The following is a 15,130-nucleotide window of genomic DNA, read 5'->3' on the forward strand; positions in this document are numbered from 1 at the left end:
TGACCTGATGTTCCTTACTTTCTCGCTTACATCCTGACCAGTGTCGATTTGCCAAACAGGCTTTCGATCAAGTCAACTGCCAGCACGGCAGTCTGGTTACGCACATCCAGTGCCGGGTTCAGCTCTACCACATCCAGCGATGCCATCAGGCCGGTGTCGGCAATCATTTCCATGCACAACTGTGCTTCGCGATAGCTGGGGCCACCAAGCACTGCCGTGCCTACGCCAGGGGCGATGCCGGGGTCCAGGCAATCAAGGTCAAAGCTCACATGCAAATGGGTATTGCTGTCGAGATTCGCCAGCACGGAAGACATGACATTGCGCATGCCATATTCATCGATATAGCGCATGTCGAATACCTGCATACCCATTTCATGAATGAACTTGCGCTCACCATCATCGACACTGCGTATGCCTATCAGGCGTATGTCGGTGGGCTGGATGGCTGGCGTCTGGCCGCTATAGTTGATCAACTCTTTCGGACCATGACCCATGAGACAGGCAACAGGCATGCCGTGGATATTGCCGGTAGGGCTGATGGTTGAAAGATTGCTGTCAGCATGTGCATCAAACCACAAGACGCGCAGTTTCTTGCCAACGCGGCGGCAGTGTGCTGCCACCGCGCTGATCGAACCTATCGCCAGACAATGATCACCACCGAGCATCATGGGCATGTGGCCATCCTGCAAGGCCTTGTCGACGGCGTCATACACGGCCTGGTTCCAGTCTATCGCCTCTTTGAGGTGGCGCAGGCCATTCACTGGTTGTTCCCAGGGATTGGCTGGACCATGCAAATTGCCATGGTCAATGACTTTCAAGCCGCGTGCCGTCAAAGCCTCGTTCAGGCCCGCCACACGTAATGCGTCGGGCCCCATGCCCGCGCCTCTGACGCTTGCGCCTACATCGGTAGGCGCTCCAATTAAGGAAATGGTTTTCATTCGTTTCTAGTGTAATGCCCTGTCAGGATAGACTTCAGGCGTTTATTGGTACTGCACAATCTGTATTGCTACGGGCAGGGCTGGCAACATTGTTGCTCGTTGCTGCCATTCCCATACCAAACAGGTCTTTCGGGTTCATCATTTCAGGAATCAGATCCAGCACCGGTGAATTTGCCTGCATGACATATTTTTCCAGATAACGCATGGCAGAAAAATCTTCCAGCGCAAATCCGACAGAATCAAATACCGTGACTTGCTCAGCATGGCTGCGGCCTGTGGCATTACCTGCCAGAATAGTCCACAGCTCGGTCACCTTGAAGTCTGCCGGCATCTGCTGCAATTCACCTTCTATGCGCGATTGCGGTTCATATTCCACTACCACATGCGCGTTATTCAAAATATCGGCATGCAACTCTGTCTTGCCTGGGCAATCACCACCTACGCCATTGATATGCATGCCGGGTTCTATCATGTCCGGGGTCAGTATGATGGCATTGGTTTTGTCTGCTGTCACCGTGGTCACGATGTCCGCACCTTTGACTGCCTCTGCAGTGGAACTGGCACGTATCACCCTTAATTCTGGATACATGCGCAAATTATGAATTAATTTGTCGGTTGCTGCAGGGTCTATGTCATATACGCGCAACTCTTTGATGCCCAGCATGGCATGAAAAGCCACGGCCTGGAATTCACTTTGCGCACCATTGCCTATCAGGGCCATGACGCGGCTGTCTGGCCTGGCCATGTAAGTCGCTGCCAGGGCCGAGGTGGCGGCGGTGCGTATTGCAGTTGTCAGTGTCAGTTCTGACAGCAGGCGGGGGTAACCGGTATTTACATCAGCCAGTACGCCAAAGGCAGTCACGGTCAGCAAACCAGCCTGGGTGTTTTTGGGATGACCATTGACGTATTTGAATGAATATTGGCTACCGTCAGAGATAGGCATCAGCTCTATGACGCCCACGTCAGAGTGATTCGCTACCCGTGCTGATTTGTCGAATGACTGCCAGCGCAAATAATCTTCCTTGATCATGCCAGCCAGACGCGCAATGGCATCTTCAAGCCTGGTCTTCTTCAAATGGTTTTGCAGTTCTTTTGTGCCGATGAAGGTCACCATAATGTTCTCCGTATGTTTTTAAATATGGACTCTGGCAAAACTGCATAGCCATGTTGCAGCGACAATTTTGCTCAAATCCAAAAGGACTTGCGGGAACACATTTCAGAGGCTATTGCGAAATCACCCTGGTTTTCCTGATGTTGCGAGACTTCCATTCACTCTTTCAAAGAAGAATGATGTTTTGAAAATCCACCAGACCCATTTCGCATCAGGCTCTTGCGCACCTGTTGTGCTATGTATTCTGTTTACCATTGTAGCCAGCCGGGCAAAGAATTAGATTGCTAAATAAGATGTAAATTTCATGTAAATAGAAATTAAGTTTCATATGTATGAAAATTATGTGTTTTAATTTCTTATTTAATGAAAATGACAAAATATCCTGAAAATCAGGGTAAAGCCGGAGGAACAAAATGGATGTGTATGACCGCAGTATCTTGCGATATTTGCAACAAGATGGGCGCATGAGTAATTTGAGCCTGGCTGAACGCATACATTTGTCGGCACCGCAGACCCTGCGCAGGGTCAGGACGCTGGAAGAGAAAGGGGTGATACGTGCTTATGTAGCGCAGGTTGCGCCCGAGGCACTGGGACTGGGCGTAATGGCATTTGTGAATCTGTCGCTGGACCGCGAACAGTTTCGCAATGTGCGCGAGGTTGAGCGGCAGTTGAAGGCTTTCCCGGAAATCATAGAATGCCACACCATCTCTGGCGACTTTGATTACATCCTGAAGGTGGTCGCCAGTGATTTGAAAAGCCTGTCGCAATTCCTGACCGATACCCTGATGCAGGTGCCTGGAGTTGCCTCCTTGAGGTCTATGATCTGCATGGAAGAAATCAAGCCTGTCAGCGGACTGCCGATAGATTGATGAATTTAAACTTGCTTATCTCTGCTTGCGCAGATTGCGATAACGTTCTGCCCTGCTGGCGATAGTCGATATCAGTTTTTCCGGGTCTATGGGTTTGCCAAGAAAATCGTCTGCTCCGGTTTCTATGGCGGTCATTTCTTTTTGTATCTCTGTAGATAGAAAGACGATGGGAATGTCGATGTAGCGATTGTTTTGCCTGATGATTTGCGCCATCTCCAGGCCATTGCAGATGGGCATGTTCAAGTCTGTCAGCACCAGTTCAGGTTTGAATTTTTTCAGGGATTCAAGAATTTCACTAGGGTCGTTGATGGCTTTCACATGCATGCCAGCGCTGCTGAGTATGGCATCATAATAGGCGGCCAGCATTTCATCGTCATCAACCACCAGTATGCGGTAGGCCAGTACTTCATTCCTGGCGATTTTTTCATCTATCTTGGCGCTCAATGCTTCCACGTCCAGGGGTTTGAGAAAATAACCGGCTGCACCTTCCCTGACGGCGGTCAGGCGTTGCGTGAAATCATCTGTGGCTGAGATGTAAATGATGGGGAAATTGCTGATGACCCGGTTGCCCATTTTTTTCCGGGCAAGCATTCCTGCCGGACTATCCACGTCTATGACCAGGGCCTGCGGCATCCTGACCATGATGGCAGATTGCAGTTCATCCGCCTGATCAAAACAGATGACTTCATGATGATACATTTCCAGGGTTGTGGCCAGTTGCTGGCCCACATCAATATCAGAAAAGTACAAATACACCAGACTGCGATAGTCAGGGTTGTTCAATTCTTCAAAACTTTCTTCGCTGCTGATTTTTGCAGACTCAGGGAGATCATTATTCATGATAGTGGTTACTTAAATTCCGGTGAATGAAGCAATCGTCATTTGGCTTGCGCAAGCAGGGCTGGTGTATTCATAAGCGGGCGATATCGCCCCATAAATGACGCATGGTAAATTTGACTGATACCTGGTCGCGATGCAGGACTTCACGTATTGCCATCAGGGGTTTTTGCGTGTCGCGTCTGAGTGGTATGGATAGTGGTGTGCCGCGTGGCCCAAGCAGTGCATGTACATAAGGTGTTGTCGTGGTTTCACCCTTGCCAGTCACTACGGCGGTTTCACCACTCTCCAGTCTGACGAAAGTGCCTATAGGGTAGGTGCCCAGTTCCTTGATAAAAACCGTGACCAGCATGGGATCAATCTTGGATTTACCTTCTACCAGAATATCGCGCAACGCTGCATTCGGCAGCATGGATTTGCGGTAACTGCGTGCACATACGCGGGCGCAGTAACGGTCAGCGAGTGAAATGATCTTGGCATTTTGCGGGATATCTGCGCTGGTTTTTTTTGCCGGGTAACCTGTGCCGTCTTCACTCTCATGGTGATGCAAAACCCAGGATAACCAGTCTTCATTATCCACCCCGGCGGCACGCAGCATGGCGACCCCGGCTTCAGGGTGCTGGGAAATCAATTCCTGTTCTGCCGCATTCAGTGTTTCACTTTTCTCTTGCAGTTTCTCTTGCTGCCTCAGCATGGCGACATTCATGGTCAGTGCGGCAGCGGCCAGCAAGAGCATTTCATCGGCGGGTTTTTTGAGTGTACGGGCAATCAGCAGAGATACTACGGCAGTATCGACAGAATGCCGTGGGCCATAGTTGTCGTCCTGATTCAGCAAGATGCAACCCAGCGCCACATCGGGTGCCATGAAGACTGCTGCACCCATTTTTTTGGTCAGCGAGATAATCTGGGCTTGTACATCTGCTTCTGTACTGAGGTTATAAACCAGTCTGCGCAATTCTGTACGCACAGTATTGATGGTGCGCACTACGGAGGGGGCTTCGCTGGCTTTTTCTGCAGGTTTACCATCACGCAAACCACCTTCAGATTTGCCGGTATCGGCGAACAGGCCTCGTTCTATCAGCGACGATACCTGATTGGCACTGGTGACAATAAAGCCCTTGCGTAGTAACAGGCTACCATCACTGCCATAGACATCCCAGGGCAAGGCCTGGCCTATGACTATGTCAGACATCCCTATACGTCTGGTTGACATGCACACCTCGGACGGTGAATGATGCTGGGAATTAAGTTTGCAGGAGTACCCGATACACGTAATTATCCTAGCAGAAATCTTAGTCTGTACTTGTTATCAAATGTCAAGAATGGATGAATCCGTTGCAGCTTTGCAGCGCCGTACTTGTGTGTTGCAAAGCAATTTTGTGAAAAATGAGGGAATATTGATGGCGCGCTTGTATTTTGCTTATGCTCTGATTACACCGTACGCTTAGCTCCAGCCAGGGCGCAGCCAAAAAATACAAAAGTAGCAGCACCTATTTTATTCATATAAGAGCCTCCTTTGTCCGATGTGAGCCAGGTCTTGGCGCGCCCGGCAAAAATCGCATAGCTGCTATGGATGATGATAATCAGGCCACTGTAAGTCATGACCAGTACGGCAAACTGCAAACCGTAGCTCATGGCTGGGTCTATGAATTGCGGGAATATCGAAAGGAAGAAGAAAATCGCCTTGGGATTGGTCATTTGCAAAGACAGGCCTTCCAGAAAGCGTTTCTTGAAACTTGCTTCATAGGCGTTGCCTTCAGTAAAACGGAAAGCAGGTGCGCGCCAGAGTTTGATACCCAGAAAAATCAGGTAAGCCGCACCCAGCAGTTTAAGCACTGTAAACGCCGTAGCAGACGCAGCCAGAATGACACCCACACTGGTGGCAGAAATTGCCGCAACAATCAATGCCCCAAAAGCGATACCCAGGATGCCGCCAAAAGTGCCGCGCATGCCATAGCGCAAGGCATTTGTCAGTGTCATGACTACACCAGGACCAGGGCTGAACACGGTGGCTGTCGCCATCAACAGGAATAGTGGGTACAGTTTCATGGAATAGATTCCGTTTGTGCGGGGAGAGGAAATTGTACTCCCAAAAAATGCGACAACCAGGATACAGTTTTTTACGCAACAGATGGAAATGAGGGCGGTGACTAGCGATGGGAGATTTGGTATTGCAGGATGCTGCTCAAAGTGAGATTGCACTTAAGGATGAGCAATCTCACCCTCAAGCGCACTCTTCCTGGGCAACAGATACTTAATGTGCCTTGGCGAAACGCAGGGCAAATTTCTTGAAATGGCGATAGCTGGCACCCAGGTCTTGCAGCGAGTCTATGGACTCTGTGATGGATGCGCCTTGTTCGCTGAAATTGCTTTTGAATTCTTCAAATGCAGCTTCGAGAACAGCAGCCAGTTGGTGATTGTACAAGCGTCCAAAATTCAGATGGCGTCTTTTGATGCGCATTTTCATGGTGTTTCCTTTCAGTTGAAGGGCGGATTATAGAGTAATCCTTTTGAGACTGGTATTTACTTAAGGCCGGTATTTGCTTCATCTTGATATTTACTGTTTTTCTGGTCAAAAAAATAACAGATGAGTAATTTACTTAATCCTTTGTTTCTCTAACTTGCGCGCCAGCGTGCGCCTGTGCATGCCTAGCCTGCGTGCTGTTTCGGAAATATTAAAGTCGGTTTCGGCCAGTACTTCGTGGATTCTTTCCCACTCCAGATTCTTGATGGAAGTGGAGCGATTCGTGATTTCGACATCTGCTGTGCCAGCGACATGTCCAAAGGCGGCTTCGATATCATCAGTGTTGGAGGGTTTGGACAGATATTGGCACGCGCCCAGTTTCACCGCTTCCACCGCAGTCGCAATACTCGCGAACCCTGTGAGTACGACAATCAGCATGTCGGGATTGTGTTGATGTAAAAGCTGCACGCAGGCCAGGCCGGATGAGTGTCCATTCAACTTCAGATCAACGACGGCGTAAGCAGGCGTATGATCTGATAATAATTTTTCAGCATCTTCTTTGCTGTTGGCGTGCAAGACGGTGTAACCGCGCCGCTCAAACGAACGGCCCAGTGTACGGGCAAAAGCAGTATCGTCTTCGATAATGAGTAGCAGACGACTCTCTGACATAATAAAAAATTCCTGAAGTTAAACCGGGATGTCGATGAGATAGGGCAGAGCGGCTATTCAAGCTATTGCAGCTCTTGTGACATTGCAAAGTCTTTATTGATTTTCTTATCGGGAAAAAACTGCTTGATCAGAGGCTCCTAAAGCATGATCGCCGAAAGTGGCAAACTCAATTGTACTATGGCACCGCCATCTTCACGGTTGGATGCCGTGAAATGACCGCCCAGTTTACGTGCCACATTGACGACGAAAAATAATCCCAGCCCGCTGCCGGGACGACCCTTGGTCGATTGATACGGTTCTCCTATGCGTGACAAGATGGCTGGATCGAAACCAGGTCCGCGATCGACAACCCTGAATATCAGTGCGTCGCCCTGACGCCTGGCTTCCATGCGCAACCAGTCCGGGGAAGCTTCCAGGGCATTATCAAGCACGTTACAGACCATTTGCTTCAGGGCAGTATCAAAGACGATGGGAATGTCTTCCTGGATCTGGTTGTCGAAACCAAATGAGACTATAGTCCGGGTTGATGTAAATTCTTTGGTGAGATCATTTAAAAAAGTATTGATCGTCGTTTTGACCGCAGATTCTCCACGTGCTTCTCCGGCAGACAACAGGATGCCGCTGACGATGCTTTTGCAGCGTTGTAACTGGGTTTCCATTTCGCTGATTTCTTCGAGCAGCTCGGGATTTTTCTTGAACTCCGGCATCCGTCGCCAGTCACCCAGGATGACCGAGAGCGTCGCCAGTGGCGTACCCAGTTCATGCGCCGCACCAGAAGCCAACAGGCCCATGCGCACGATATGACCTTCTTCAACTGCACGCTGGTGCAGATCAGCCAGTTGAACATCCCGGGCATGCAGGTTGTGGCCGATGCGAGTGATAAAGAAAACCAGCAGGGCAGCATTGAGCATGAAGCAAATGATGAAGCCTGCTACGTACAGGCGCGATAGCCCGCCGGCTTCACTTGGTGGCAGAGGCAAAGGCTCAGAAAACAGTGATAGTCCGGCCAGGCAGGCGCTGGTGATGACGACGATGATCCAGGTAGACCAGGCTTCCAGCAAGACTGCGCTTAAAATCACTTGCAGTAGATAAAGAAAAGCAAACGGGTTTGAGGTTCCTCCGCCGAAGTACAACTGTGCTGTCAGGCTGAATACATCGATCAGCAAGGCAAAAACAAGCTCGCCATTGGTTACATACACGCGCTCATGCCAGCGCAAATGGCTGGCAATATTAAAGCCTATCAAACAAATCAAGACGACCAGCATTTTGACCAGGGGCAACTGTATGCCAAAGCCAAACATGACGATCAAAATGGTTGATAACTGTCCAAACACAGCAAGCCAGCGCAACTGAATAAGTTGCAACATGTTCTTGTGGCCTGCCGAGTTCTCGTACGCTATCGCAATAGCGGACTGTTTTTCTGGTGTTTTGTTTGCAGTTTTGGCCACTATCCCTTGCCCGATACTATGAGAAAGTACTTTTTTTATCATGCTTGCCATGTCCCGTTATTGTGCTTTTTTAGTGCATGCTAACAGATCATGGGCTATATATTAAATTTGCAATGCCAGCCTGGCTTATGCTGTGTTTCCTATGCTGACGGCGCTGACATTTTTCTATCCCGGATGACATATGCCCAGGCTGCGGCCGTCATGGCTGCCAGCGAAAACCAGACCAAGGCATAAATTAAATGGTTGTTGTGAAAATGAATCACGGTCAGGCCTGCGATGGGTTGGTTTGCCGATCCGTTACTTTGCTGCGCATAGTGTTTATCGGTTGTGGGGTTTGCATCGGCATCGATAAAGAAAGGGGCTGGCCTGGTCAAGCCAATTGCAGTAGCAATGGCGTTCACATCGCGTGAATACCAGCGATTGCCAGCAGGGTCATTTTTCCTCAAAAAACCTCCGCCCGGTTCAGTCATGCGCAACAGGCCAGTGACTTGAATGGTGTCAATATCAGATGCAGTGACGCGATCTCTTTTTGATGAAGCTCGATAAGACGCCGCCATTTTTTCCGGGATAAAACCACGGTTGATCAGGATCGTCGTGCCATCTGCTGTCGCCAGAGGCGTCATGACCCAAAAGCCGCCTCCCAATTCTGTCGTGGCTTGCGCCAGTACGGTTTTCTCATGCATAAAAACGCCACTGACCTGCACATGGCGGTACTCATCCGCACTTGTATTGATGTGTGGCCACAATGAAAAACCGGGAATTGGTACAGGTTCTGCGTGTACGCGCTGTTCAACCCGCTCTATCAAATCGAGCTTCCATTGAAGACGCAGCACCTGCCATGTAGCAAGTGAAATGAAGCCTGCAAAAATAACTGCCATGCAGGCCGTGAAGCTCAGTCTGAATAAGCGTGAATGACGAGATCGTGGGCTGAGCTGACCTGTCTTTGGTGTCAGGTCAGCCGCTTTTCCTGCAATTCCTTGTTCAGGTTCGTTCATTGCATGGATGGCATGGACTTGATATTGTCCGCAGCAGGCCGGGACATGGGCGCGGCATTGATCGATTGCGGTTTTGTTTCGGTCTCATGCATCATGCCGGGCATCATATTGTGATTCAGGTGATACATCACCCACAGCGATCCGCTCATCATGATAAACACCAGCATGCCGGTGAACAGCAATGCCAGCATGGTCCAGCCACCTTCGGATTTGCTATTCATGTGCAGGAAATACACCATGTGCACCACGATCTGTATCGCTGCAAATACCAGCAGGACGATGCCTGTCGTGCTCGACTTGTTCATGACTTTGCCCATGACCAGCCAGAAAGGGATGGCGGTCAGGATCACTGCAAGCATGAATCCGGTAGCGTATTCTTTCAGGCTGCCATGGTTGGCATGCGTATGCCCGTGGTGGTCATGGTGGTCGCCATGATGACCATCGTGACCATGCGGCGTGTGTTCTTGGTGTGCGCTCATGGCAAGACTCCCATCAAATAAACAAAGGTAAATACGCCGATCCAGATCACGTCCAGGAAATGCCAGAACATGGACAGGCACATCAGCCTCCTGCCATTCTCTGGTGTCAGGCCATGACGGCCTATCTGGAACATCAGGGTAACCAGCCAGATAATACCGAAACTCACATGCAGGCCGTGCGTACCAACCAGGGCAAAGAAGGAAGTCAAAAAGCCGCTGCGTTGCGGGCCTGCACCTTCGTGTATCAGGTGGGCAAATTCATACAGTTCAAGACTGATAAAACACGCACCCAGCAAGCCCGTAATAGCCAGCCAGATCAAGGTGGCTTTAACACGCTTGCGCTGCATTTCCAACATGGAAAAACCATACGTGATGGAAGAAAGCAGCAGCAAAGACGTATTGACGGCAACCAGTGGCAGGTCAAACAATTCTGCACCTGTAGGGCCACCTGCATAGTTACGGCCAAGTACGGCATAGGTCGCAAACAAACAGGCGAAGATCAGGCAATCGCTCATCAGATAAAGCCAGAAACCGAGCAGAGTGCCGTTTTCCGGATGATGTTCCTTGACATAAAAATCGCTGCTGACAAATTTGCCAGGCTGAGAAGTTGCACTGGTATTCAAGTTCGTGCCTTCATTTGGAAAAGTTGCGGTATTAGACATAGCTGGCACCTGATAAGCGGGTACGTTCATCTTCAGTACGGATGACATCGGCAACAGGAATATAGTAGTCGCGCTTGTAGTTGAAGGTGTGGACGATAATGGCAACCATCATCGCCACGAAACCGAGGACAGCCAGCAACCACATTTGCCAGATCAGGGCGAAGCCACAGACTGCACTCAACAAGGCGATGATGAAGCCAGCGCCGGTATTCTTGGGCATATGGATAGGTACAAAGCCGTCTGTTGGCCTGCTGTATTGCTTGCTCTTCATATCAGCCCAGGCATCGTTGTCATACACTTTCGGTGTAAAGGCAAAGTTATAAGCTGCAGGTGGCGAGGATGTTGACCATTCCAGCGTACGGCCACCCCATGGGTCGCCAGTAACATCACGCAGGGATGCACGACGCTTGAAGCTGACATACAACTGGATGATGAAGGAAGCGATGCCAATGGCAATCAGGACAGCACCGAAAGCCGCGATCTGGAACCAGATTTGCAAGGATGGATCTTCAAAGTGGCTCAAGCGTCTTGTCACACCCATCAGGCCCAGTACGTATAAAGGCATGAAAGCAAAGTAGAAACCGATAGTCCAGAACCAGAAGCAGCATTTGCCCCAGAAATCATCAAGCTTGTAGCCAAAAGCTTTAGGGAACCAGTAGTTGATGCCAGCGAACATGCCGAACAGCACGCCACCGATAATGACGTTATGGAAGTGGGCAATCAGGAACAGGCTGTTGTGCAAAACGAAATCGGCTGGTGGTACTGCCAGCAAGACCCCTGTCATGCCGCCAATAACGAAAGTGATCATGAAACCCATGGTCCACAACATAGGCAATTCAAAACGGATACGGCCACGGTACATCGTGAACAGCCAGTTGAATATCTTCGCTCCGGTAGGAATCGAGATAATCATGGTCGTGATACCGAAGAAGGAATTAACACTCGCGCCAGACCCCATCGTGAAGAAGTGATGCAGCCATACCAGGTAAGACAAGATGGTGATAACCACGGTTGCATACACCATGGAGGTATAGCCAAACAAGCGCTTGCTACAGAATGTCGAGACGATTTCAGAGAAAACACCAAACGCAGGCAAGACCAGAATATACACCTCAGGGTGACCCCAGATCCAGATCAGGTTCACATACATCATGGAATTGCCACCAAGATCATTGGTGAAGAAATTGGTGCCAAACATACGGTCCAGTGACAGCATGCCCAATACCGCAGTCAGTACCGGGAAGGCTGCAACGATCAAAATGTTGGTGCACAGCGCAGTCCAGGTAAATACTGGCATCTTCATCATCGTCATGCCAGGTGCGCGCATTTTAATGATGGTGGCGATCAGGTTGATGCCCGACAGCAGAGTACCCACACCGGCAATCTGCAATGACCAGATATAGTAATCTACCCCCACATCCGGGCTGGCCATGATGCCGGACAGCGGTGGATATGCCAGCCAGCCAGTACGCGCAAATTCACCCACGAACAGCGATACCATGACCAGGCCGCCGCCAAAGGCAGTCATCCAGAAACTGAAATTATTCAGGAAGGGAAATGCCACGTCACGTGCACCGATTTGCAGTGGTACAACATAGTTCATCAAACCAGTGACCAAAGGCATGGCCACGAAGAAAATCATGATCACGCCATGCGCGGTAAAGATCTGGTCGTAGTGATGTGGTGGCAGGAAACCTGCTGCATCACCAAAGGCGATTGCCTGTTGCAAGCGCATCATGAGGGCGTCAGCAAAGCCGCGCAGCAACATGACAATGGCAAAAATCACATACATGATGCCTATCTTTTTGTGATCGATGCTGGTAAACCAGTCGCGCCACAAAGTGCCCCATACACGGAAATACGTCAAAGCGCCAAGAAGGCCTATGCCACCGAGGGCGACAGCGATAAAGGTCGCCAGCAGGATGGGTTCATGAAAGGGAATCACGTCCCATGAGAGACGGCCGAAGATGAGCTTCGTCAAATCGAGTTGGTCTTGCATCATTTATTTCCGATGATAATGGGGGACACTTCGGGGAGCACTTTGGGGAACGCTTCCGGGAACGCTTTAGAGGACGCTTCGGGGGATGCTTTACAAAGGTCAGCGTCCAGATAGGCCAGCAAGCGTGCTGTGCGTGCGGCGTTATCTTTTTCCAGGCTTTGCGTGAATAGCCTGGTGAAATCCATTTTCGCGTCAGATGCTGCATAGGCTCTGGCATTTGCCTTTGCGTCACTCATCATCATTTTGTCCATGCACACTTCACCTGCACTGACGCAACGGTTCAGGATGGCGTGAAACAAACTTGCATCGACGCTGGCGTAGTGGCGCACCGGCTCACGCTCACTAGGCTTTTCCAGTTTCAGATAAGTTGCACGATCCAACGTTTGTTGCTTGCCTTTGGTCGCCTGTACCCACTGTTCAAAATTCTGCGCGCTCATGCCATGGAACTTGAAGCGCATGTCAGAGAAACCTGCACCGCTATAGTTGGCCGAAAAGCCATCGAACTGACCTGGCTTGTTGATGATGGCATTCAACGTAGTCTGCATGCCTGGCATCGCATAGATCTGGCCAGCCAGTGCAGGGATGAAGAAAGAGTTCATGACATTGGATGCCGTAATCTTGAAGCGCACAGGCACATCAATAGGGGCAGCCAGTTCATTGACTGTAGCAATACCAAGGTCCGGGTAAATGAACAGCCATTTCCAGTCCAGTGCCACAACCTCGACATTCAAGACTTTCGCATCAGTAGGAAGAGGGCGGTTTTCATCCAGGCGCGACAGTTTGCGATAAGGGTCCAGCGTATGCGTGCTGATCCAGGTGATCAGGCCCAGGGCGATGATGATCAGCAGCGGCGCACCCCAGATCACGAGTTCAAGCTGGGTGGAATGGTCCCAGTCTGGTTCATATTTTGCTGAAGTGTTATTTTTACGGTAACGCCAGGCAAAAAGAATGGTCAAAAAGATCACTGGTACAATGATCAGCAACATCAACAGCGTGGATACCCATATCAAATGGCTTTGTTGAGAGGCAATATCACCCGATGGATTCATTACTACCGTGTTGCAAGCCGTCAACAAAATTGCAGGAAAAACAGCAAGTCCGCGTCGTGCAAATAAGGGAATCATATTGAGATAGGTCAATGATTATAGAAATTTGTGCTAATGTACCTTTACAAAAAGGCCTTGGCGATTGGACGTTTTGTCCTAGTTTTCAAATAAGCATCAAAAATAAAGATCGCACAGGTGCCAGACTATAAATTTAGAGACAAGATTTGAGGGGCCATTATGACCAGCATCAGTACCAACGAGAATGAAATGCCTTCCAGCTATCTGACAGCTTCTGAAAGCAGGAATGTCAGAAACACTAATTCCGATCATTCTTCGATTGCCCCTGGTGAAATCGCGATTGGTGTAGTCATCGGCAGAGCGTCGGAATATTTTGATTTCTTTGTCTATGCACTTGCCTCGGTACTGGTTTTCCCCCAGGTTTTCTTTCCATTTGAACAAAGACTGGAAGGCACTCTGTATGCATTCGTGATCTTCTCGTTTGCATTTTTGGCACGCCCGTTTGGCACAGTAGCCTTTATGGAAATCCAGAAGCATCTGGGACGTGAAGCCAAGCTCACCATAGCCCTGGTTTTATTGGGGGCATCTACCGCTGGTATTGCATTCCTGCCAACTTATTCGCATCTGGGCGTAACTTCCATCATCTTTTTGTCCTTGCTGCGTATAGGGCAGGGTTTTGCGCTGGGTGGTTCCTGGGATGGTTTGCCCTCTTTGCTGGCTTTGAATGCACCGGAGAACAAGCGCGGCTGGTATGCCATGCTCGGTCAACTCGGTGCGCCGGTAGGTTTCATGATTGCTGCGGGCCTGTTTGCCTATATGCTCGCCAATTTGTCGACTGAAGACTTCCTGGAGTGGGGATGGCGCTATCCCTTCTATGTCGCGTTTGCGATCAACGTGGTTGCCTTGTTTGCCCGCTTGCGCCTGGTTTCTACTAACGAATACAAGCATTTGCTTGATGAACGCGAACTGGAACCAACCAGTATTGTCGAGATGACCCGCTCACAAGGCCGTAACTTGCTTATAGGCGCACTGGCGGCCTTGGCCAGCTATGCACTGTTCCATCTGGTCACTGTGTTCCCATTGTCATGGATCACGATTTATTCCAAACGCTCACTGAGCGAATTTCTGGAAATACAAATGTTTGGTGCCGTTTTCATGATCCTGGGAATCATTATTTCTGGTGTGATCGCTGACCGTATTGGCCGTCGCAAAATGCTATTTGCGCTGGCACTGATGATCGCCGTGCTGAGTGGTTTCGTACCAGCCTTGTTGGGTGGCAGTGAGTTTGGGCAGGATCTCTTTATCCTGTTGGGCTTTGGTGTACTGGGATTGTCTTATGGCCAGGCATCAGGTGCTGTAACTTCCAATTTTGCGCCTAAATACCGCTATACCGGCGCTGCCCTGACATCTGATCTGGCATGGCTGGTCGGTGCGGGCTTTGCCCCTCTGGTGGCGCTGGGCTTGTCGGCACATTTCGGGCTGGAATATGTCAGCCTGTACCTGCTATCCGGCGCAGCCTGTTCAATAGCGGCGCTGAGCCTGAATCGTGCTTTGGAGATCAGGAACTAGTTAGTGAGTTGATGATATTGAGCGCG

At 50.0% G+C, this 15,130-nt stretch carries 15 protein-coding genes; 2 read left to right on the forward strand and 13 right to left on the reverse strand.

Features of this window, described 5'->3' with window-relative positions:
- Positions 1 to 26 precede the first annotated feature (26 nt).
- Positions 27 to 938: an arginase gene (gene rocF / locus AC07OI_RS15170; protein WP_422949411.1), complete on the reverse strand. Its 912-nt coding sequence runs from the start codon at positions 936 to 938 to the stop codon at positions 27 to 29.
- A 34-nt stretch (positions 939 to 972) separates the two neighbouring features.
- Positions 973 to 2,052, reverse strand: a complete 1,080-nt coding sequence (gene ocd / locus AC07OI_RS15175; RefSeq protein WP_495257806.1) for an ornithine cyclodeaminase — start codon at positions 2,050 to 2,052, stop codon at positions 973 to 975.
- A gap of 410 nt (positions 2,053 to 2,462) precedes the next feature.
- On the opposite strand from ocd, the gene AC07OI_RS15180 reads away from it, so the two are divergent.
- On the forward strand, positions 2,463 to 2,918 hold the full coding sequence (locus tag AC07OI_RS15180) for an Lrp/AsnC family transcriptional regulator (RefSeq protein ID WP_495257807.1): 456 nt from the start codon (positions 2,463 to 2,465) through the stop codon (positions 2,916 to 2,918).
- Between the two features lie 15 nt (positions 2,919 to 2,933).
- Here AC07OI_RS15180 and AC07OI_RS15185 read toward each other — a convergent pair whose 3' ends face one another.
- The 11 genes from AC07OI_RS15185 to cyoA all read right to left on the reverse strand — a co-directional run bounded on the left by AC07OI_RS15185 (position 2,934) and on the right by cyoA (position 13,595).
- Complete coding sequence (locus AC07OI_RS15185) at positions 2,934 to 3,758, reverse strand: response regulator (RefSeq protein WP_492703564.1); 825 nt, start codon at positions 3,756 to 3,758, stop codon at positions 2,934 to 2,936.
- A gap of 70 nt (positions 3,759 to 3,828) precedes the next feature.
- Positions 3,829 to 4,968, reverse strand: coding sequence for an HD-GYP domain-containing protein (locus tag AC07OI_RS15190; RefSeq protein WP_492703565.1), 1,140 nt, complete (start codon positions 4,966 to 4,968; stop codon positions 3,829 to 3,831).
- Positions 4,969 to 5,186: 218 nt separating this feature from the next.
- Positions 5,187 to 5,804 carry a LysE family translocator gene (locus AC07OI_RS15195; protein ID WP_495257808.1) on the reverse strand — a complete coding sequence of 206 codons (618 nt, stop codon included), beginning with the start codon at positions 5,802 to 5,804 and terminating at the stop codon, positions 5,187 to 5,189.
- Between the two features lie 205 nt (positions 5,805 to 6,009).
- The gene (locus AC07OI_RS15200) at positions 6,010 to 6,222 is read right to left on the reverse strand and encodes a hypothetical protein (protein ID WP_422949406.1); all 213 of its coding nucleotides are present in this window, start codon (positions 6,220 to 6,222) and stop codon (positions 6,010 to 6,012) included.
- Positions 6,223 to 6,351: 129 nt separating this feature from the next.
- Complete coding sequence (locus AC07OI_RS15205) at positions 6,352 to 6,888, reverse strand: response regulator transcription factor (RefSeq protein WP_492703567.1); 537 nt, start codon at positions 6,886 to 6,888, stop codon at positions 6,352 to 6,354.
- A gap of 137 nt (positions 6,889 to 7,025) precedes the next feature.
- Entirely contained in the window at positions 7,026 to 8,378 is a 1,353-nt protein-coding gene (locus AC07OI_RS15210) for an ATP-binding protein (protein ID WP_492703568.1), read from the reverse strand.
- A gap of 98 nt (positions 8,379 to 8,476) precedes the next feature.
- Positions 8,477 to 9,331, reverse strand: coding sequence for an SURF1 family protein (locus AC07OI_RS15215; protein ID WP_492703569.1), 855 nt, complete (start codon positions 9,329 to 9,331; stop codon positions 8,477 to 8,479).
- Positions 9,328 to 9,810, reverse strand: a complete 483-nt coding sequence (gene cyoD / locus AC07OI_RS15220; RefSeq protein WP_495257809.1) for a cytochrome o ubiquinol oxidase subunit IV — start codon at positions 9,808 to 9,810, stop codon at positions 9,328 to 9,330. The genes AC07OI_RS15215 and cyoD overlap by 4 nt, the downstream gene beginning before the upstream one ends.
- The gene (gene cyoC, locus AC07OI_RS15225) at positions 9,807 to 10,472 is read right to left on the reverse strand and encodes a cytochrome o ubiquinol oxidase subunit III (RefSeq protein ID WP_495257810.1); all 666 of its coding nucleotides are present in this window, start codon (positions 10,470 to 10,472) and stop codon (positions 9,807 to 9,809) included. The genes cyoD and cyoC overlap by 4 nt, the downstream gene beginning before the upstream one ends.
- On the reverse strand, positions 10,465 to 12,471 hold the full coding sequence (gene cyoB, locus AC07OI_RS15230; protein ID WP_495257858.1) for a cytochrome o ubiquinol oxidase subunit I: 2,007 nt from the start codon (positions 12,469 to 12,471) through the stop codon (positions 10,465 to 10,467). Before cyoB ends, cyoC begins: the two co-directional genes overlap by 8 nt.
- On the reverse strand, positions 12,471 to 13,595 hold the full coding sequence (cyoA, locus tag AC07OI_RS15235) for a ubiquinol oxidase subunit II (RefSeq protein WP_495257811.1): 1,125 nt from the start codon (positions 13,593 to 13,595) through the stop codon (positions 12,471 to 12,473). Before cyoA ends, cyoB begins: the two co-directional genes overlap by 1 nt.
- 189 nt (positions 13,596 to 13,784) lie before the next feature.
- On the opposite strand from cyoA, the gene AC07OI_RS15240 reads away from it, so the two are divergent.
- Complete coding sequence (locus AC07OI_RS15240; protein WP_495257859.1) at positions 13,785 to 15,104, forward strand: MFS transporter; 1,320 nt, start codon at positions 13,785 to 13,787, stop codon at positions 15,102 to 15,104.
- The last annotated feature ends 26 nt before the right edge of the window (positions 15,105 to 15,130 follow it).

The sequence above is a fragment of the Undibacterium sp. GW821-FHT07F11 genome, assembly GCF_059418665.1.